This window comes from Pseudomonas sp. TWR1-1-3, assembly GCF_049896805.1.
Classification (GTDB): domain Bacteria; phylum Pseudomonadota; class Gammaproteobacteria; order Pseudomonadales; family Pseudomonadaceae; genus Aquipseudomonas; species Aquipseudomonas bubulae.
In genome coordinates this window covers 14,097-32,989 of the sequence record NZ_JAFCUZ010000008.1, presented here as the reverse complement: position 1 = coordinate 32,989, position 18,893 = coordinate 14,097, and the positions used below count along the sequence as shown (strand labels likewise).

General features: G+C 59.5%; 19 protein-coding genes. 8 read left to right on the top strand and 11 right to left on the bottom strand.

Annotation, left to right across the window (positions count from 1 at the left end; all coding sequences use genetic code 11):
- The first annotated feature begins 101 nt into the window (after positions 1–101).
- Together ptrR and ACP7BE_RS22850 are read left to right on the top strand one after the other, a co-directional pair.
- Positions 102–977, top strand: a complete 876-nt coding sequence (gene ptrR / locus ACP7BE_RS22855) for a putrescine utilization regulator PtrR (protein ID WP_095002659.1) — start codon at positions 102–104, stop codon at positions 975–977.
- 156 nt (positions 978–1,133) lie between these two features.
- Positions 1,134–1,259 carry a PA1414 family protein gene (locus ACP7BE_RS22850; RefSeq protein WP_254924894.1) on the top strand — a complete coding sequence of 42 codons (126 nt, stop codon included), beginning with the start codon at positions 1,134–1,136 and terminating at the stop codon, positions 1,257–1,259.
- A 113-nt stretch (positions 1,260–1,372) separates the two neighbouring features.
- On the opposite strand, the gene ACP7BE_RS22845 is transcribed toward ACP7BE_RS22850, so the two are convergent.
- The 3 genes from ACP7BE_RS22845 to speB all read right to left on the bottom strand — a co-directional run bounded on the left by ACP7BE_RS22845 (position 1,373) and on the right by speB (position 4,494).
- Positions 1,373–1,855 carry a hypothetical protein gene (locus tag ACP7BE_RS22845; RefSeq protein ID WP_095002658.1) on the bottom strand — a complete coding sequence of 161 codons (483 nt, stop codon included), beginning with the start codon at positions 1,853–1,855 and terminating at the stop codon, positions 1,373–1,375.
- A 212-nt stretch (positions 1,856–2,067) separates the two neighbouring features.
- Positions 2,068–3,447, bottom strand: a complete 1,380-nt coding sequence (locus tag ACP7BE_RS22840; RefSeq protein ID WP_095002657.1) for a sodium:solute symporter — start codon at positions 3,445–3,447, stop codon at positions 2,068–2,070.
- A gap of 96 nt (positions 3,448–3,543) precedes the next feature.
- Positions 3,544–4,494, bottom strand: a complete 951-nt coding sequence (gene speB, locus ACP7BE_RS22835) for an agmatinase (protein WP_095002656.1) — start codon at positions 4,492–4,494, stop codon at positions 3,544–3,546.
- Positions 4,495–4,738: 244 nt separating this feature from the next.
- Here speB and ACP7BE_RS22830 point away from each other — a divergent pair, with 244 nt between their 5' ends.
- Together ACP7BE_RS22830 and ACP7BE_RS22825 are read left to right on the top strand one after the other, a co-directional pair.
- Positions 4,739–5,632, top strand: coding sequence for a LysR family transcriptional regulator (locus ACP7BE_RS22830; RefSeq protein WP_095002655.1), 894 nt, complete (start codon positions 4,739–4,741; stop codon positions 5,630–5,632).
- A gap of 17 nt (positions 5,633–5,649) precedes the next feature.
- On the top strand, positions 5,650–6,255 hold the full coding sequence (locus tag ACP7BE_RS22825; protein WP_095002654.1) for a tRNA-uridine aminocarboxypropyltransferase: 606 nt from the start codon (positions 5,650–5,652) through the stop codon (positions 6,253–6,255).
- A gap of 95 nt (positions 6,256–6,350) precedes the next feature.
- Here ACP7BE_RS22825 and ACP7BE_RS22820 read toward each other — a convergent pair whose 3' ends face one another.
- Both ACP7BE_RS22820 and ACP7BE_RS22815 read right to left on the bottom strand, forming a co-directional pair.
- Entirely contained in the window at positions 6,351–6,749 is a 399-nt protein-coding gene (locus ACP7BE_RS22820) for a YbaN family protein (protein WP_169916488.1), read from the bottom strand.
- A gap of 7 nt (positions 6,750–6,756) precedes the next feature.
- Entirely contained in the window at positions 6,757–7,344 is a 588-nt protein-coding gene (locus ACP7BE_RS22815; protein WP_095002653.1) for a YecA family protein, read from the bottom strand.
- A 269-nt stretch (positions 7,345–7,613) separates the two neighbouring features.
- Here ACP7BE_RS22815 and recQ point away from each other — a divergent pair, with 269 nt between their 5' ends.
- Positions 7,614–9,743, top strand: coding sequence for a DNA helicase RecQ (gene recQ / locus ACP7BE_RS22810; protein ID WP_095024137.1), 2,130 nt, complete (start codon positions 7,614–7,616; stop codon positions 9,741–9,743).
- Between the two features lie 119 nt (positions 9,744–9,862).
- On the top strand, positions 9,863–10,297 hold the full coding sequence (locus ACP7BE_RS22805) for a MarR family transcriptional regulator (RefSeq protein ID WP_095002651.1): 435 nt from the start codon (positions 9,863–9,865) through the stop codon (positions 10,295–10,297).
- A 121-nt stretch (positions 10,298–10,418) separates the two neighbouring features.
- Here the strand turns inward: ACP7BE_RS22805 and ACP7BE_RS22800 are convergent, their stop codons facing one another.
- Positions 10,419–12,602 carry a patatin-like phospholipase family protein gene (locus tag ACP7BE_RS22800; protein ID WP_095018931.1) on the bottom strand — a complete coding sequence of 728 codons (2,184 nt, stop codon included), beginning with the start codon at positions 12,600–12,602 and terminating at the stop codon, positions 10,419–10,421.
- Positions 12,603–12,672: 70 nt separating this feature from the next.
- On the opposite strand from ACP7BE_RS22800, the gene ACP7BE_RS22795 reads away from it, so the two are divergent.
- The gene (locus ACP7BE_RS22795) at positions 12,673–12,960 is read left to right on the top strand and encodes a SelT/SelW/SelH family protein (RefSeq protein WP_095002712.1); all 288 of its coding nucleotides are present in this window, start codon (positions 12,673–12,675) and stop codon (positions 12,958–12,960) included.
- Here ACP7BE_RS22795 and ACP7BE_RS22790 read toward each other — a convergent pair.
- The 3 genes from ACP7BE_RS22790 to ACP7BE_RS22780 form a co-directional block, all read right to left on the bottom strand.
- Positions 12,954–13,847: a DMT family transporter gene (locus ACP7BE_RS22790; RefSeq protein WP_095002649.1), complete on the bottom strand. Its 894-nt coding sequence runs from the start codon at positions 13,845–13,847 to the stop codon at positions 12,954–12,956. The genes ACP7BE_RS22795 and ACP7BE_RS22790 overlap by 7 nt on opposite strands.
- 77 nt (positions 13,848–13,924) lie before the next feature.
- Positions 13,925–14,683 carry an AraC family transcriptional regulator gene (locus ACP7BE_RS22785; protein WP_095002648.1) on the bottom strand — a complete coding sequence of 253 codons (759 nt, stop codon included), beginning with the start codon at positions 14,681–14,683 and terminating at the stop codon, positions 13,925–13,927.
- Positions 14,684–14,702: 19 nt separating this feature from the next.
- Positions 14,703–16,157, bottom strand: coding sequence for a TrkH family potassium uptake protein (locus ACP7BE_RS22780; protein ID WP_095002647.1), 1,455 nt, complete (start codon positions 16,155–16,157; stop codon positions 14,703–14,705).
- Positions 16,158–16,276: 119 nt separating this feature from the next.
- Between ACP7BE_RS22780 and ACP7BE_RS22775 the strand changes: the two genes are divergently transcribed.
- Positions 16,277–16,840 (top strand): nitroreductase family protein, encoded by a 564-nt coding sequence (locus tag ACP7BE_RS22775; protein WP_426107391.1) that lies wholly within the window; start codon positions 16,277–16,279, stop codon positions 16,838–16,840.
- Positions 16,841–17,024: 184 nt separating this feature from the next.
- Here ACP7BE_RS22775 and ACP7BE_RS22770 read toward each other — a convergent pair whose 3' ends face one another.
- Positions 17,025–18,359: a sensor histidine kinase gene (locus ACP7BE_RS22770; RefSeq protein WP_095021119.1), complete on the bottom strand. Its 1,335-nt coding sequence runs from the start codon at positions 18,357–18,359 to the stop codon at positions 17,025–17,027.
- A 77-nt stretch (positions 18,360–18,436) separates the two neighbouring features.
- Positions 18,437–18,868, bottom strand: a complete 432-nt coding sequence (locus tag ACP7BE_RS22765; RefSeq protein ID WP_095002644.1) for a Spy/CpxP family protein refolding chaperone — start codon at positions 18,866–18,868, stop codon at positions 18,437–18,439.
- Positions 18,869–18,893: the final 25 nt, after the last annotated feature.

Genomic DNA, 18,893 nt, shown 5'->3' with positions numbered 1-18,893 from the left:
TGGGATTTCCCGATAGTGAAGAATGACCGTCAGGCTAGTGGCATTTGACTTTCTCTAAAAATGAATAATAGTGATCTACTTATTCTGTTTTGGAGAATCGTGTGGAGTTCAGCCAATTACGTATTTTTCAGGCCGTGGCTGAAGAAGGGTCGATCACCCGTGCGGCTGAGCGTCTGCACCGAGTGCCTTCCAACCTGTCGACCCGGCTCAAGCAACTGGAAGAGCAGATGGGGGTCGAACTGTTTATGCGTGAGCGTCAGCGCTTGCAGTTATCTCCGGCAGGGCAGGTGCTGCTGGATTACACCGCACGTTTGTTTGCCCTGCACGATGAAGCGCTGAGCGCGGTGCAGGGTGGCGTGCCTTCGGGCAAGTTCACCCTGGGCACCATGTACAGCACTGCGGCAATCCATTTGCCGAACCTGCTGGCGCACTACCATCGCACCTACCCGGCGGTGAATCTGCATGTGCAATCGGCACCCAGCGGCGAGTTGCTCGAAGGGCTGCTGGGCGGGCGCCTGGATGCCGCCCTGGTGGATGGCCCGCTGGAATTGGCAGGCCTGGACGGGGTGGAGTTTTGTGACGAGCGCCTGGTACTGATCAGTGATCTGGATCATCCGCAGATCACCCACGCCAAGGATGTGCAGGGGCGTGAAGTGTTTACTTTTCGCCAGGGCTGTTCTTATCGGGCCCGGCTTGAAGCCTGGTACGCCAGTGATCGCGCAGCCATGGGCCGGGTAATGGAGATTGAATCCTATCAAGGCATGCTGGCGTGCGTGGCGGCGGGGTCGGGGGTCGCATTGATGCCGGCTTCGATGCTGGCCAGCTTGCCGGGGCGTGAAAATGTCCGTGTACACCCTTTGAAACAACCTTTTGCATGCGCCACGACCTGGCTGATGTGGCGAAAAGGCATGACGGGGGCAAACCTGAATGCCTGGATACAGCTGCAACAGGCCCGTTCGCTGCCAGTTCATGATTAATCGCTGCAACTTCAAGTGCTGGCCTGAATCCGATGTATGGGGCGACTTAGCCTAAAGTTCATTGACCTTAAGCAAGCATCTTGTAGTACTTAGGACTATTATCTGTACGAAGCGACCACTGAATTCCCGTCGCTCGAGTGACCCCAAGGGGGATATATGAAAGACAAACTGCAAACCTGGCTCCATGACCTGGGCGTGGCCCTCGGCCTGATCGAGCCGCCAATGCAACCTGTGCCTATCCCTGTCGAGGATCCGCGTCGTCGTCCGCAACGTCGCCGCTAAAGTTGCGTTTGCGTCGCGTGCTGTTCACGGCTCCCGGTGATTGCCGGCGAGAGGGGTGAAGGGCTGCAGGCAACACAAGGGCAGTGTGAACTGCCCCCATCCATCAGGGCTTGTCAGCCCATGGTAAAACGCACGCTGTAGTTTAGCGGCGCCTGGTCTGTTTTCTCCGTTATTCGCGCTTCACATTTCGCATCATCCATACCCGTCGAGGTTGCACTGGCAGATCGTGTAGAGCTCAGTGTGGGTTTGAATACGCCAAATGACTGGGTAACCCGCAGTGCTGTGTTAAAGGTGCATTCCCGATTGCCATTGGCGTATGAAAAGACTTCGCGAAGTATCGCAGGGGTTTTGCGCGGGTAGCCGAAGCTGGTTTTATAGCTGACTGCAATCGAATGCTCGCTTAACGGATCGACATCAAAGTAGCCGGGTTCGACCAGCGACAGGTTCCAGTTTGAACGATTGAGTTTGAGCGGCCCGGAGGTGTTGTTGATGATCTCGAATGTCAGTGTGGTGACATCGGCTTGAGCATTCATGCCGGTGAGCATCGTGGTGGTGGCCACCACGGCAATAGCCAGGTACGTCTTGAAGTGGGTCATGGTGTTAAGTCCATTTAATCAATCACAGGTAGTTTGAAGTTGAGCGGCTACATCCCCTGTAGCCGCTTTTCAAGCGTAGTTGGACTGACTAATGGGCTGGCAGCGACAAGGCGCTGCGTGGGCGGGGTATTGGTGTTTGCGGTTGTATGAAATGAGATCGGCAGAAAAACGGGTACGAACAGGAACGTCGGACCCGCTCAAGAAAGACCTTCTCAGGCGACGCTGGCCACCGCCACAGGGCGCCGATCTATCAGGCTGACCAGCACAAAGCTTGCCAGTGCCACGGCCAGGCTGTAGTAGATCGGGGTGTTGGCGTCCAGGCCGTCCTTGATCATGAATATCAATGCGGTGATAAAACCCAGGCTCATGCTGGAGATGGCGCCCGCTGTAGTGGCGCGTTTCCAGAAAATCGCGCCGATCAATGGCACCAGCATGCCGCCCACCAGCAGGTTGTAGGCCAGGGTCAGGGCGCTGATCACATCAGACACCACCAGCGCGATACCCAGTACGGCAATGCCCGTCAGCAGGGTAAACAGGCGGTTGATCCGCAGGCTCGACTGCTTGCCGCCGCGCAGCCTTGGCAACAGGTCTTCGGTCAGTACGGTGGAGGCTGCCAGCAAACCGGCGCTGGCGGTGGACATCATGGCCGCCAGTGCTGCTGCAATCACCAACCCGCGAATACCGTCTGGCAGCGACACTTTGACGATGGCGGCAAAGGCGTTGTTGACGTTATCCAGATCGGGAATCAGCACGTGTGCGGCCATGCCGATCAGTGCACAGGTCAGGCCATAGAGGATGCAGTAGAACCCGGCGAATGTGCCAGCATACTTGGCCACTTTGGCAGTTTTGGCGGTGAACACCCGTTGCCAGATGTCCTGGCCGATCAGGATGCCGAAAAAATAAATCATGAAGTAGGTGATGATCGTGTCCCAGCCGATGCTGGTGAAACTGAAGTTCGAGGCTGGCAACTTGCTCACCAGTTCGTCCCAGCCGCCGACGCGGTACAGGCAGATGGGCAGCAGCACGAACATCAGGCCGACCGTCTTGATCACGAACTGGACGATGTCGGTCAGGGTCAGCGACCACATGCCGCCCACGGTGGAGTAGATCACCACCACGCCACCACCGATCAATACCGAGATCCAGAAAGGCAGGCCGAACAGCACTTCCAGAACGGTGCCGATGGCCAGGATTGAGGTCACACCGATCATCAGTGCGTAGGCCAGCATGATCACCGCACTGGCCTGGCGGGCCATCGGGTTGTAGCGTTTTTCCAGCACCTGGGTGACGGTAAAAATTTTCAGTTTGAGCAGCGGCTTGGCCAAAAACAGGTTCAGCGCGATGATCCCGCAACCCAGAGCGGCACATAGCCAGAAGCCGGAAATCCCGTGTACATAGCCCAGGCGCACGGTGCCGACGGTAGAGGCACCGCCCAAAACGGTGGCGGCCATCGTGCCCATATACAGCGTGGGTCCCAGATTTCGTCCGGCAACCAGATAGTCTTCGTGGGTTTTGGCCTTGCGCATGCCGTAGTAACCGAGCACCAGCATTGCCGCTGCGTAGATAAGGACGACCAGTAGATCTAGAGCCATGATGGCGAATCTCCGATTATTTTTTTTATGGATGCAGCTAAAGCACGGTGGCTTGGTGCCATAAGCGCAAGGCTTGCTGGCACCGCAGAGATGTCCTTATCGATGTACTACGCCGGGCAGCACGCAGAGCATTTCGTAGAGCAGGTTGGCGCCAAGTAATGAAGTGTTGCCGGTGGTGTCGTACGGCGGCGAGACTTCTACCAGATCGCAGCCGACCAGGTCGAGGCCCTGGCAACCGCGGATCACCTCCATTGCCTGGATGGTGGTCAGGCCGCCGATTTCCGGGGTGCCGGTGCCCGGCGCCCAGGCCGGGTCGATGCCGTCGATATCAAAGCTCAGGTACACCGGGCCGTTACCGACTTTCTCGCGCACTTCGGCCATCAATGGCGTCAGGGATTTATGCCAGCACTCTTCGGCCTGCACCACGCGGAACCCTTGTTTGCGGCTCCAGTTGAAGTCCTCAGCGGTATAGCCCTGGGCACGCAGGCCGATCTGCACCACGCGGTCACAGTCCAGCAGACCTTCTTCCACGGCGCGGCGGAAGGTGGTGCCGTGGGCGATTTTCTCGCCAAACATGTGATCGTTTACATCGGCATGGGCATCGATATGCACCAGGCCAACCTTGCCGTGCTTTTTATGGATGGCCCGCAGGATGGGCAGGGTGATGGTGTGATCACCGCCCAGGGTCATGGGGATGACATCGTGTTCAAGGATTTCGTCGTAGGCCTCTTCGATGATGCGCACGGCGTCCAGCAGGTTGAAGGTGTTGATCGCCACATCGCCGATATCGGCAACCGACAATGAATCAAAGGGGGCGGCGCCGGTGGCCATGTTGTACGGGCGGATCATTACCGATTCGGCGCGGATTTCGCGGGGGCCGAAGCGGGTGCCGGCGCGCAGCGAAGTGCCGATATCCAGGGGCACACCGACAAAAGCGGCATCAAGGCCGGCGGCCGATTGCAGGTGGGGCAGGCGCATCATGGTGGCGATGCCGGCGAAGCGCGGCATTTCATTACCGCCCAGTGGTTGATGAAGAATTTTGTCCACGGGTAAGGCCTCGTCGTTTTGTAGGAGTTATGGCGCTCGATTCTGCGAAAGGTGCGAGGCGGGAAGAATCGCTGCGAACAAATACTTAGTTCAGGTTTTTCTAAACTGATAGCGGTAGACTTTGATCATTCATCATTGCCTGTGGGGGCGGGCTTGCTCGCGAATGCATCACCATAGAGCAGGCTGAAACCCGGGCGCCTGTATCGCGGGCAAGCCCGCTCCCACGGTGGAAAGTGAGTTACTGATGGCCAACGCTTTACCCGATCTGAAACTATTGCGAATTTTTGCCAGCGTGGTCAGGCACCAGGGGTTCGCCAATGCCCAGCAGGCGCTCAACCTCTCGACGTCTGCCATCAGCACTTATATGAGCCAGCTTGAAACCAATCTGGGGCTGGTGCTGTGCCATCGCGGTCGTGGCGGGTTCAGCCTGACCAGCAAGGGCGAGTTGTTCCATCAGGAAACCCTGCGCCTGCTGGGCGAACTGGAAGGTTTCGAGCAATACGCGGCAGCGCTCAAGGGTGAGTTGCGCGGTACCCTGAACCTGGGTGTGATCGACTCGACGGTCAACGACAAGGCCTTGCCCTTTGCCGAGGCCATTGGTGCCTACAGCCAGGAGCATCCAGCTGTGCACCTGCATTTATCGGTGATGAGCCCGTATGAATTGCAGCTCGGGGTTCAGGACAATCGCCTGGACCTGGCCATCGGAGCGTTTTCCACGCGCATGAGCGGGCTGGTCTACCAGCCGTTGTACCGCGAGCAGCACTGGCTGTACTGCAGCACACGACACCCTCTGTTCAGTGAGCGGCGTATCCCCGGGCCGGTGATTACCCAGCAGCGGATGGTCGGGCGCGGCTACTGGAGCCAGGCTGAACTGGCGCGCCACGGCTTCAAGCACAGCGCTGCGACGGTGGACAGCATGGAGGCACAGCTGATTCTGGTGCTCTCGGGCGCCTACATCGGTTACCTGCCCGAACACTATGCCGAGCCCTGGGTGGAGAAGGGTGACCTGCGCGTGCTGCTCCCCGCGACCTTTGGCTATCAGGCGCCGTTCTCGATGATCGTGCGCCGTGGTCGCAGCCGCGAACCCTTGATCCAGACGTTTCGCGACCTGCTCAAAGCCCAGCTTCATAAACCTTGAACGAGCCCGTTTACTCTATGTCCCGAGCCCAATGCCCGCGCTGTATGCGCCCGCAGTCCCACTGCCTGTGCGAACTTATTCCACAACTGGCAAGCCGTACCCGCGTGTTGCTGTTGCAGCACCCCAGTGAGGTCAATCACGCACTGAACACCGCCCGACTGGCAGCCTTGGGACTGACCAACGCACAATTGGTGGTTGGCGAGGTGTTCGAAGATTTGGCAACCTTGCTCAACCCGCCGGGGTATCGGGCGCGGTTATTGTTCCCCGGTGACGATGCGCAACTGATCGTGGCCGATGTTGTGGGCGAGCAGGACCTGCCGTTGCTGTTGGTGGTACCGGACGGCACCTGGCGCAAGGCGCGCAAGTTGCTGCACCTTAATCCGCTGCTGGCGCAATTGCCGCGGGTGACGTTGCCCGAGGGCGCTGTGTCACGTTACCGGTTGCGCAAGGCGCCGGGGCCGGGTGCCCTGTCTACTTTGGAAGCGATTGTGCAGGCGCTGGAAATTCTGGAGCCGGCCACCTCGTTCACGCCGTTGCTGCGCCCGTTCGAGGCGTTGATTGAAGGCCAGATCGAAGCGATGGGTGCCGATACCTATCTGAAAAATCACGGGCACAAGTCGTAATCTGTGGGCGCGGGCTTGCTCGCGATGCAGGCGGCGGGGTATGTCGGGGAAGCCGAGTTGGGGCGAACGCGAGCAAGCCCGCTCCCACAAGGGTTTCAGGGTTTTTCGAGGGTTTTTTGTCGCAGGATGTAGATGCTCACCAGCACGGCACTGGTCAGCATAAAGCCCCGGGCCCATGGCAAGGGTACCAGGTAGCAGGACAGGCCAATGCTCAGCCACATCAGGCCAATGGCGTAGACCTTGCCCTTGAGCGGGATGCCATTACCGTCCAGGTAGTCGCGGATCCATGGCCCGAGCCGTGGGTGCTCGACCAGCCATTGATAAAAACGCGGCGAACTGCGCGCAAAGCATGCGGCAGCCAATAGCAGAAAAGGGGTTGTAGGCAGTACCGGCAGAAATATGCCGATCACCCCCAGGGCTACGCTCAGCCAGCCAATGGCAAACAAAGCGTAGCGCAGCAACCGCGGGCGGTTGCCGAGTGGGGGCTGAACCACTAAAGGATCAGTGGTGGCGCGGTTTGAGGATCGCCGGCTTTTCGTCTGGCGCCTGGCACAGCAGGTACAGGGCCGTCAGCGCTTCCGGAATCTGAACGATCATGTCGTCCATCAGGTTGGCATCTTTGGCGATGTCTTCGAATTCTGGCTGATCATCGAACAGGCCCGAGCCCACCATGATTGGCAGCAGCATTTCGCTGACTTCTTCTTCGGCGGTTTCGAACCAGGCGGCTTCGCGCATGAATACGCCTTCCATAAAGCCTACACACCAGCCGCGCAGGTCGGAATCATCCGGCTCGTCGCCCAGATCCAGGTCGCATGGCAGTTCGAACTCTTCATCGGACGCCAGTTGACGGGCGATGTGAGCCTTGAGCTGGATCAGCGTGCCTTCGATTTCGGCGCGCTGGGCGTCGTCCTTGTAATGCGGGGCTTCGGAGAAGATCGCGTCGATCCATTCGCGCTCTGGCACTTCCTCGGAACAGATGGACAGGGCAGTCAGATAGCCGTGGGTGGCCACGTAGTCCAGCGCCTCGTCATGCAGCTCGTCGGCGTCGAGGAAGGCTTGCAGGCGGGTTAGTTGCTCAGCGAAGGACATTAAGTGTTACCTAGTAAATAAACGATAGTGAATTCTAGGCTTTCTTGAGCTTCCAAGCCAGCCGCAGGGCACATTTGCCATCAGTTCCCGGTTATCGGTGTTGCAATTACACCCCCCGCAGCGGGGGAGTGCTCGGGTATACTGCCGCGTTTTGTGATGCCCTGCGTTAAATGTCGCGTACCGGTGGCCTGGGTCCGAGCCTTTTAGAGGCTTGCGGGCGTGGCGGATCGTGCTGGCGCAGGGGTGTTTCGGCGATTTCTGGAGTTTCTATGCTCGAACAGGCTCAACGCGTACTCAAAGACATCTTCGGCTACGACAGTTTCCGTGGCCGCCAGGGTGACATTATTGAGCGCGTGGCCAATGGTGGCGACGCCCTGGTGCTGATGCCCACCGGCGGCGGCAAGTCCCTGTGCTTCCAGGTACCGGCCTTGCTGCGCGATGGCCTGGCCGTGGTGGTATCGCCGCTGATTGCCTTGATGGACGACCAGGTCGCGACCCTTGAGGAACTCGGGGTGGCCGCGGCGTCCTTGAATTCGACCCTGAGTGCCGAGCAGCAGCGCGAGCTGGCCAACCGTATCAAGCGCGGCGAAGTCAAGATGCTCTATCTTGCGCCGGAGCGTCTGGTGCAGCCGCGCATGATGGCGTTTTTGCAGAGCCTGGACATCGCCTTGTTTGCCATCGACGAAGCTCACTGCGTATCGCAATGGGGCCACGACTTCCGCCCTGAATACCTGCAGCTGGGCCAACTGGCTGAAGTGTTTCCCACTGTGCCGCGAATTGCCCTGACGGCCACGGCCGACAAGCGCACCCGCGAAGAGATCGTCACTCGCCTGCATTTGCAGAATGCCGAACGCTTTTTGTCGAGCTTCGACCGTCCCAATATTTTCTATCGCATCGTGCCCAAAGAGCAGCCGCGCAAGCAGTTGCTGGCGTTCTTGTCGGAGCGTCGCAGCGATGCGGGCATCGTCTACTGCCTGTCCCGTAAAAAAGTCGATGAAGTCGCGCAGTTCCTCTGCGATCAGGGGTTCCCGGCCTTGCCATATCACGCCGGCTTGCCCAGCGACACCCGGGCTGCCAACCAGAAGCGCTTCCTCAACGAGGAAGGGCTGATCATGGTAGCCACCATTGCGTTCGGTATGGGCATCGACAAGTCCAACGTGCGTTTCGTTGCGCATCTGGACTTGCCCAAGTCGCTAGAGGCGTATTACCAGGAAACCGGCCGCGCAGGCCGTGATGGTCTGCCGGCGGATGCCTGGATGGCCTACGGCCTGCAAGACGTGGTGATGCTCAAGCAGATGCTGCAAAACTCCGAAGGCGACGAGCGACACAAGCGTCTGGAGCACCACAAACTCGACGCCATGCTGTCGCTGTGCGAAGAAACCCGCTGCCGCCGTCAGACCCTGCTCGCTTACTTTGATGAAGAAATGCCACAACCTTGCGGGCATTGCGACAACTGCGTGGACGGCGTGCAGACCTGGGATGCCACCGAACCAGCGCGTCAGGCGCTGTCAGCGATTTATCGCACGGGCCAACGTTATGGTACCGGACACTTGATCGACGTGTTGCTGGGTCGCGAAAACGAAAAAGTCCGCAGCTTTGGCCATCAACATCTATCTGTTTTTGGTGTGGGCAAAGCCCGCGCCGAAGGCGAGTGGCGCACGCTTTTCCGCCAGCTGGTGGCCCGTGGTCTGGCTGACATCGATATTGAAGGCTACGGCGGCCTGCGCTTGAGCGACAGCTGCCGGCCTTTGCTACGTGGCGAAGTGACCCTGGAGCTGCGTCGCGAGCTCAAGCCGCAAACCTCGGTCAAGAGCAGCTCTGCCAGCCCGGCCAGCCAGCTGGTGCGTGGCGAAGAGCGCGAACAGTGGGAAGCCCTGCGTGCCCTGCGGCGCAAACTGGCCGAGGAGCACGGCGTACCGCCCTATGTCATCTTCCCCGACTCCACGCTGCTCGAAATGCTGCGCAGCCAGCCCACCTCGATGTCCGAGATGGCCAGGGTCAGCGGCGTCGGTGCACGCAAGCTGGAGCGTTATGGCGAGGCATTCCTCGAAGTGCTGGGCGGGCAGGGCGAAACACCGAAGGTGGTGGCCGATATCCGCCACGAATTGATCAGCCTGGCCCGCGCCGGCATGACTCCGCTGCAGATCAGCGGGCAATTGCAGTGCTCGGAAAAGAACGTTTACACCATGCTGGCCGAAGCCATAGGTCGTCAGGAGCTGTCGCTGGAGCAGGCACTGGACTTGCCTGAAGAGCTGATGGAGGAAGTGCAGGATGCATTCCTCGATGGTGAAGGCGAGCTGCCGAGCGTGGCCAGCATCGCCGAGCAGTTCAAGGGGCGGGTACCTGAGGGCGTGCTGTATTGCGTGCGTGCAGCCCTGCAATCGGAGTTTGAAATCTAGCTATTACGAGGATTATGTAACGATTGATTGACTTATAGGCCTTGCCTATGAGCAAACGGCATGCTTAGCTGACTAATAATTAGTTTCACTCTATTTTCAGTCTAAACATTGAGTTTTTTATGCCGTTAACCGATCAACACCGTTTTGGTATGCAACTGGCCCAAATGTCCCGTGGTTGGCGTGCCGAGCTGGATCGTCGTCTCGCTGGCCTGGGCCTGTCCCAGGCACGCTGGCTGGTGCTTTTGCATCTGGCCCGTTTTGACGAGGCGCCCACGCAGCGCGAGCTGGCCCAGAGCGTTGGCGTTGAAGGTCCGACACTGGCTCGTCTGCTTGACAGCCTCGAGGCGCAGGGGCTGGTGCAGCGTCACGCGGTGGTTGAAGACCGCCGTGCGAAAAAAATCGTCTTGAGTGATTCTGCCCGCCCGCTGATCGAACAGATCGAAGCCATTGCCACGGCGTTGCGTCAGGAGCTGTTCGTGGGTATTGATGAAGAAGAAGCGCGCATTTGCCTGCGTGTGCACAAGCGGATTCTGGATAACCTCGAAAAGAACTGATCTCACACATCCCTGTTGTGGGAGCGAGCCTGCTCGCGATGGCATCACTGCGGCCTGTCTAAAAGACCACGCTGCCAGCATCGCGAGCAGGCTCGCTCCCACAGTAGTCTGTTTTCAGCCGTCAGAACGTCTGCCCCAGGTTCAGATACAGCGCTTTCTGGTCATCATCGTTGAAGCCGTAGCTGAAGTTCAGCGGCCCCAGCGGCGTGTCAAAGCCGATAAAAATGCTCGCCGCATTGATATAGCCGCTGTTGTACTCGTTGTCGTTGTTCCAGGCACGTCCGCGCTCCAGAGAAGCGCCGGCATACAACGGAAAATCAAACGGCAAATACGAGCGGGGCGTGAGGCGACGATAATAAACGGCGCGCATCAGGCTTATATTCTGCGCCGAAATCGCATCTTCCCTGAAACCTGAGAGTTGTCGTGCCCCGCCGAGCAAGAAGCTCGAGGTGACAATTTCAGTCTTGTCCAGGGTACGTCCGTAACGCCCGCCCAATATCCAGGTATTGGGGCCTGAACTCATGGCTTTGTCCAGTTTGAATTCCCACTGTCGATAGCGCTCATCCGAGCCAAGGCTCGGGTCGAACTGGCGCAGGCTCAGGCTGATGTCTTCTCCTGAATGGGGGAAGTACACGTTATCCAGTGAGTCGAATGAGTACTTCAAATCATAGGATCCCTCTTTGAAGTTGAGGCTTGGCATGTCGCGCTCACCGATGCGTACGTCTGCCTTGCCCCATGCCTCACCGATGCCCAGGCGAATTTCACCGCTGTTACCGATTTGGCGACCAAAGTTAAGACCAAAGCCATAGCGCTCCAGCCGGTACTCGGCAATAGGGTCGTTCTCGTCGATGATTTCCACGTTTTGTGACTGGGCGCGGATATAGGGGGCGACAAAGTAGCGCGAGCCGGCATCCAGGGGCTGGTAAAATTCGCTGTACAGCTCTTGCTTGTCGCCAATCTGCACCCGCGTCAGCCATTCGGCACCCAGCCGGTTGATGCCGTTCACTCGGTAGCTGGCACCAATATTGAAGGCGCTGTCACCGCGCATGTCGTCCGACAGGTTCAGCCCCAGGCGCAGGTAGTCAGTACCGCTGCGCTTGCCTTTGGCGCTGATGACCAGGGTGCGCTCCTTGCCCTTGTGCACCACGCGGTATTGCACCTGGTCGAAGTAATCGAGCCCGTACAACGTGCCCATGTCACGTTGCAGGCGGCCCAGATCCAGGGGCTCGCCGATGGGCTGGCGAATATAGTAGCGGATTACCGAGTCGCCGATTTTCGAGTCGTTTTCGATCTTGATCGCGGTAATCACCGGAGTGCGTTCTTCGGGGGTGCGGGCTTCAGCCAGTTGCACGTCCGTAGGTTGACGCAGGCTGGCGAGGCGTTTCTCAAGCACCTGCGTGGCCCTGTAGCCTGCATTGATGATGTCAAGTGAGCGGCCAAAATCAGTGGCGCCATAGCTGGCCAGGGCGGGCTGAATCAAAATATCGTCAGGCTTCAATGATGCCAGCTGCACTTCTGAATTGCTTCGGGTCATCAGGGTGATCGACTGGTTGAGGATGTCGAACACGGTGTTGAGTTGTTTGCGGCCCCGCAACGGGGTGCCGATATCCACCACAATGACCATGTCCACGCCCATCTCCCGGGCCACATCCACCGGGATATTGTCGACCATGCCGCCATCGACCAACAGCTGGCCGTTGATCTCGACCGGGGCGAATACCGCCGGGATTGACATGCTGGCGCGGATCACCTGGGGCAGATGCCCCTTGCGAAACACCACTTTTTCGCCATTGACGATATCGGTGGCCACGGCGCGGAACGGGATTGGCAGTTTGTCGAAGTCGCGCACATCACTGCTGTGGGCCAGCAGGCTTTCGAGCAGCAATGCCAGGTTCTGGCCCTGAATCACGCCCAATGGCAGGCCCAGGCTGCCATCGTCGCGGAAACTGAGTTGTTGCTTGACCAGAAAGTCGCGGTCATCCTGCTTGCGCCGAAAAGGTATGTCTTCGCGCTCCGGCGCATCGGACAGGGCCTCTTGCCAGTCGATGCTCAGCGCGAGTTTTTCCAGCTCATCGATTTTGTAGCCGGAGGCATACAGACCGCCAATCACTGCGCCCATGCTGGTGCCCGCGATGGCATCGATATGAATGCCCTGTTCTTCCAGGGCCTTTAATACGCCAACGTGGGCCAGGCCACGGGCCGCGCCGCCGGACAGCACAAGGCCGACTTTGGGTTTGGCGGCTTCGGCGGCAAACAGCACCAAAGGGCAAAGACACAGGAACAAACAACAGAGCAGGCGGCGCATCATGAGTCTCTGGGCAAGCGAGAAAGGCGGCTATTATAGCGGCGCCTTCCTTTCAAGAGCCTTTGAAATCATGTCGATCAATAAACCCGAAATTGTCATTACCTACTGCACCCAATGCCAGTGGCTGCTGCGTGCCGCCTGGCTGGCTCAAGAGTTGCTCAGCACCTTTGCCGAAGACCTGGGCCGGGTCGTGCTGGAGCCTGGCACCGGTGGGGTGTTTCGCATCACCTGCGACGGTGTGCAGATCTGGGAACGCAAGGCTGACGGCGGCTTTCCCGAAGCCAAGGTGCTCAAGCAGCGAGTGCGTGACCAAATTGACCCGCAGCGCGACCTGGGGCACAACGACCGGGCTCAGTGAGCGGCGGCGTCCAGCCCTGCCTTATCGGGTGCGGGGCCGCTGCGCATGCGGCTCGACACCACGATGGCGACGATTATCAGTACACCGCCCAGCAACATGCGCAGCGAGGGTGTTTCGTGGAACAGCAACCATGCCAGGGTGATGCCATAGACCGGTTCCATGGCAAAGACCACGGCGGCAGTGCGCGCCTTGATTACTGCCAGGCTGGCGACGAACAGGCTGTGTGCCACGCCGGTGCAAAACACCCCGAGCAGACCGATCCATAGCCAGTCCAGCGGGCGGACTTCGCTCAATCCCGGGCCGGCAAAGGGCAGCAGGCACAACGCGACCACCGCGTTTTGCCACATGGCGGCCTGCACGGCGGGCATCCGCCCCGAGTTGGCGCGGTTGTTCAGCGACAGCAGTGAAAACAGCAACCCGGAAGCGACGGCCCACAGCAGCCCTTCGGTGGCCTGGCTGGCCAGGTCAAAGCTTGGCGTGACCAGGATCAGCCCGATGCTGACCAGCGCCACCAGAACTATTTCGTTGGGACGAATGCGTTCGCGAAAAATCAGTCCTTCCAGAATCACCGTGAACGCCGGGAAACTGGCAAAGCCCAGGGTTGCAATCGCGACCCCGGCGATTTTTACCGAGACAAAAAAGCTTATCCAGTGCCCGGCCAGCAGCACACCGCTCAGCAGCAAACTGCGGGCGTCGCGCAGGGTCAGTCGGTACCAGGCGCTGCGTTTGGCCAGCGCGGTGAAGCACAGCAATGCCAGCACTGCGAAAGCGGCGCGGCCAAATACGATGATCGAAGCCGATGCAGCGGCAAGTTTGCCGAACACGCCAGTCAGGCCAAACATCAAAGCGCCGATATGCAGGGCGCCCAGGGCAGTACGCGGAGTCATTGCAATCCTTGGTTCAATACAGGCAAGGCGTGCAGTCTACGGGGCAGGGCAGGGAGCTGTCTGTCGCGACACTGGCGTCAGTTGTCGCCAGACTCGCGTCTCAGCACCGAAGGCGAGGCACCGAATTCGCGCAGCATGGCGGCGGCGAACGCGCTTTGCGAGTTGTAGCCAACGCGGCTGGCTATTTCGCCTATGGCCAGGGCGCTTTGGCGCAGCAGCGTCAGGGCACTGCGCAGGCGTCGCTGGCGGATGTAGTCCATTGGCGTTTGCCCGCACTCGCTGGCAAAGCGGCTGTGCAAGCGGGCGCAGGACAAGCCTGCAATTTGAGCCAGATCCGCAACCTGTAACGGGTAGGCAGTATTCTGCTCAATATAGGCATCCATGGCCGCGTAGGGCAGGCGTTTGGGTTGCGCCCGTTCACCGGCAAGGTTAGTCAGGCTGGCGAGCAGCAGAATCGCACCCTGGCGGGCAATCAACGGGTCGTTTATCGGGCTGGTGGCGAGCCAGTCGACCAGTTGATGCTGTTTCGGGTCGAGAGGCAGCTGTGCGGGGTTGTCGAGCAATCGGCGGCTGGCATCGGCGTGCCCACCCAGGGACTGGCCCAGCCAGTTGTCACCAGGCACGTCCAGCACCAGGCAGTGGCTGCCTTGCGGGCTACCGCAGGTGTGGTGGGCGCCTGCAGGCACGACCATCAGCTGTTGCTGGCGCAGCAGGCTGGGTCGGCCCTCGACTTCGAAATCGAGCTTGCCCGACAAGCTGATCACCACCTGCGCATGTTCATGGCTATGGGCAATCAGGTCGTGGCGGTAATGGCGCAGTGACAGGATTTGGTCCATGACAGGTCTCTTCTGTGGATCAGTGCCGCCAAAATGCCGGAATGCACAATACAAACACGGTAATGATCTCCAGTCGCCCAAGCAACATGCCCAATGACAAAATCCACTTGGCCGCATCCGGCAGGCTGGCGAAGTTGCCGGACGGCCCGATGATCTCGCCCAGCCCTGGCCCTACGCCCGACACCGTGCTGGCGGCGCCGGTCAGGGCGGTCATCCAGTCCAGTCCCAGCAGCGACAGGGCCAGCGCGATCACGCAGATGGTGATGGCGAAGAAAAACGAAAAGGTCAGGATCGAGCGTACGATTTCTTCGTCGAGGCGGTGGCCGTTGTACTTCTGCTTGATCACCGCTCGAGGGTGGATCAGTTGATTAAGGTTGGCCTTGAGCAGGATATAGGCGACCTGAAAGCGGAAAATCTTGATCCCGCCTGCAGTCGAGCCCGAGCAACCGCCGATAAAGCCCAGGTAGAAGAACAGCATCAGCGAGAAATTGCCCCACAGGCTGTAGTCACCCAGAGCAAAGCCCGTGGTCGTTACTACCGAGGTCACGTTGAGCGCGACATGGCGGAAGGCGTCCCACCACGGCATGTTGGTAGTCCACCACAACCAGATGCTGAGCACGAACCAGGTCACGACCAGCAAGCCGAGCAAGCCTTGTACCTGCTGATCCTTGATCAGGGCCTTGCGATGGCCGCGCAGGGTGGCCACATACAAGGTAAACGGCAAGCTACCCATGATCATCACGGCAATGGCGACCCAGTGCACCGCCGGTTGCGACCACTTGGCCAGTGACTGGTCGGAGGTCGAGAAACCACCGGTGGAAATGGCCGACATGGCGTGGTTGATTGCATCAAACACGCTCATGCCCGCCCACCAGAACGCCAGGCTGCCCAGAATGGTGATGCCGACGTAGGTGGCGACAATCAGGCGGGCCACCATATGTGAGCGCGGCATGACCTTTTCGGAGCGGTCAGAAGACTCGGTCTGGAACAGGCGCATGCCACCGATACGCAGCAGGGGCAAAATGGCTACCGCCATACCGATAAAGCCGATGCCGCCCAGCCAGTGCAGCATCGAGCGCCACATCAGAATGCCGGGGGACATGGTGTCCAGGCCGCTCAACACCGTAGAGCCGGTGGCAGTGATACCGGACATGCTTTCAAAAAAAGAATCGGTATAGCTGATGTGCTGCGTCAGCAAAAACGGCAGTGCGGCGAAGATGCACACCACCACCCAGCTGGACACAGTCAGCAGATACATGTCCCGGGGGCGCAGATGCACCTGCTCGGGGCGGCCCGGTATGACCAGCGCCAGGCCGGCAATGAAGGTAATCAGGCTGGCCCACAAAAAGGATGGCAAGTCGCCCAGGTGGTCGTAAATCACCAGGGTCAGCATGGGCACGGCCATGCTGATCGCGAGCGTAATCAGGAAGATGCCGATAATGAAACCGATGATGCGTAATGTCGGCAACGCCATGAAGTCAGCTCGGGGATGAAAGAGGGGCGCCATTCTACCTGTGGTCCGGGCTATGTAAACCGCCAAGCCTTCGGGAGATACCGTTAGAATAGCTGCACATTTTCTTCAGGAGGTGGCCAATGGAGGCTCTCGACGCTTTGCTCAACCGTGTTTCTGCCCCGCGCCTGCTCGATCCGGCGCCAACGGCTGAGCAACGTGAAGTACTTTTCGCCGCCGCCTTGCGTGCGCCGGACCACGGTCAGTTGCGTCCTTACCGGTTTTTGACGGTTGAAGGCGCTGCGCGCAATCAACTGGGTGAAATCCTCGCCGAGGCCGTGCTGGCCCAAGGTGGCGAAGTGACCCAGGCCGCCCTGGACAAGGCTCGCGCCATGCCTTTGCGCGCCCCTTTGGTGGTGGTAGTGCTTGCCCGTTTGCAGGATCACTTCAAGGTGCCGAAGGCTGAACAGCTGATTACCGCAGGTTGTGCGGCCCATGCCATTGAGCTGGCAGCTTATGCCCAGGGCATTGGCGCGGTATGGCGCACCGGCGAGCTGTCGTATGCACCGCATGTGGCCAAGGGTTTGGGGCTGGGTGAGGGCGAGGAAGTGGTGGCGTTCCTGTATTTGGGCACGCCGCAGAACGAGTTGCGCGTTGCGCCCAAGGTGGACAGCGCCGAGTTTGTGCAGGCGTGGTCGGTTAAGTAGCCCTGTAGCAATATCCGTAGCAGCTGCCGAAGGAACGAGGCTGCGTTCGGCGGTGTAGCCACCGCAAAATCAGCGCACGCGATTATTCAGTTAAACCGCGGATTCTGATTTTACGATTGCTTTGCAATCGGACGCAGCCTCGTTCCTACGGCAGCTGCTAAGCGAGCAAATTGCTGCGAAACCTTTACAGGTTACCGTCCGGTTTCAGCGGTAACTCCAGGGTGGCAACAAATCCGCCATCCGGGTGATTGCCCAGCATCAGCCGCCCGCCATGGCGTTCCGCCGCCCGTCGCGCAATGGCCAATCCCAGCCCGTGGCCGGCCGCGGTCTGGCCGGGTGCGCGGAAAAACGGCTCACCCAATTGCGCCAGGTACTCTTCAGCGACCCCCGGGCCATGGTCGCGAACCTTGATGGTGATGTGTTCGCCTTCGCGCTTCGCACTCAGTTCAATCGGCTGGCCAGGCGGGTTGAAGCGCTGCGCGTTGCGCAACAGGTTATCCACGGCGCGCTCGATCATCGTTGGCCAGCCGTTGAGGCCCAACCCCTGTTCGGCTTGCAGCAGTACGGGCTGCTCGGGGGCCAGCATCGAGGCGTCTTTTTGCACGGTGTTGAGCAGTGCATTGAGGTCGACCTGCTCGGCGCTGGCCTGATCAGCATCGACCCGGGCCAGGGTCAGAATCTCGCTGATCAACGATTCCAGCCGGTCGCACTCGCGGGTCAGGCGTGGCCACAGTTTTTCACGTTCTTCAGGCCCGGCGCGTTCAGCCAGGGCCAGAGCGATCTTGAGTCGGGCCAGGGGCGAGCGCAGCTCGTGGGACACATCACGCAGCAGTTGGCGCTGGCTGCCGATCAGGCTTTGCAGGCGGGCACCCATGCGGTTGAAGTCGGTGGCCAGAACGCCAAATTCATCACGTCGCGACGCCAACTGCGCCAGGCTGTTCTGTTGGTAAGTGGTTTGCCCAAGGTCATGCACGGCAACGCGCAGACGCTTGAGCGGGCGGGTAATCGAGAGCGTCACCATCAGGCTGAACAGCGTCAGCACCACCAGCGCAATCCCCAGTGCGCTCAGAGGCCAGATCAGGCTCTGGCGGTGCCAGGCATCCAGTTCCGGGTGCGGAATTCGGTAAATCAGCAAATAGGTTTCGGCGGTTTTCGGGCTGGTGTATTCGACGGTCAGGCGACGCCATGGCAACTGTTCTGTGCCCGGATTCTGGCGGGCTTCCCAGGCGGCTGCCCGACGCGGGAAGGTGCCACGTACCAGCGGGTCGCCACTTTCGTTGAGCACTTGCACGTCGATGTGATAACGGCGCTTGCGCCGTTCAAGGAAATCCTGCGCCGCATCGGCGCCCTGAGTTTCGTAACGCTCGGTCCACTGTTGCGCCAGATTGGCGATCCCGGGATGACGGCTGAGAATCCATGCGTCCTGATTGAGCATATGCCCCAGCAGGATCGACAACCCTGCGACCAGGGCAATCGCCAGCCAGAAGCTGGCGAGAATGCGCCAAAACAGTGATCGCACGGTAATTCCTCACAAGTCATTGATTTAAAAGACCAAAGCCCAACGGCGTGAGCCGTTGGGCTTGGTGGGCAGACAGATTATTGCGCTTTTGGCGCTTGCTGTGCTTTCCAGTCCTTAAACTCTTTCATCTCGGCTTGACGCTCGGCGCGTTTCTTTTGCATCTCGTCGAAGCGTTTTTGCTGATCAGGCTTGAGCAAGGCGCGAATATCGCTCTGGGTTTTGTCGTGCTTGGCCTTCATCTCGTCTTTCAGAGCTTTCTGGTCGGCGGCTGGCAGTTTTTCCAGGTACTTCTCGACCAGTTGCTTGCGATCATGCATTTGCTCGCCCATCAGCTTGCCGATCTGCTGGCGCTGCTCGCGGGTGAGGTCCAGCTGGCTGTAAGGGGCGTCGCCGCGACCGTGGTGCTCGCCGCCGTGACGAGGGCCCATCTGGCCGTCACCACCAGGCATGGCCATTGCGACGGTTGGCAGTGCTGCAGCAAACATCAAAGCAATTAGAGTCTTACGCATGGTGTGTCTCCTTTGAATTTGGATT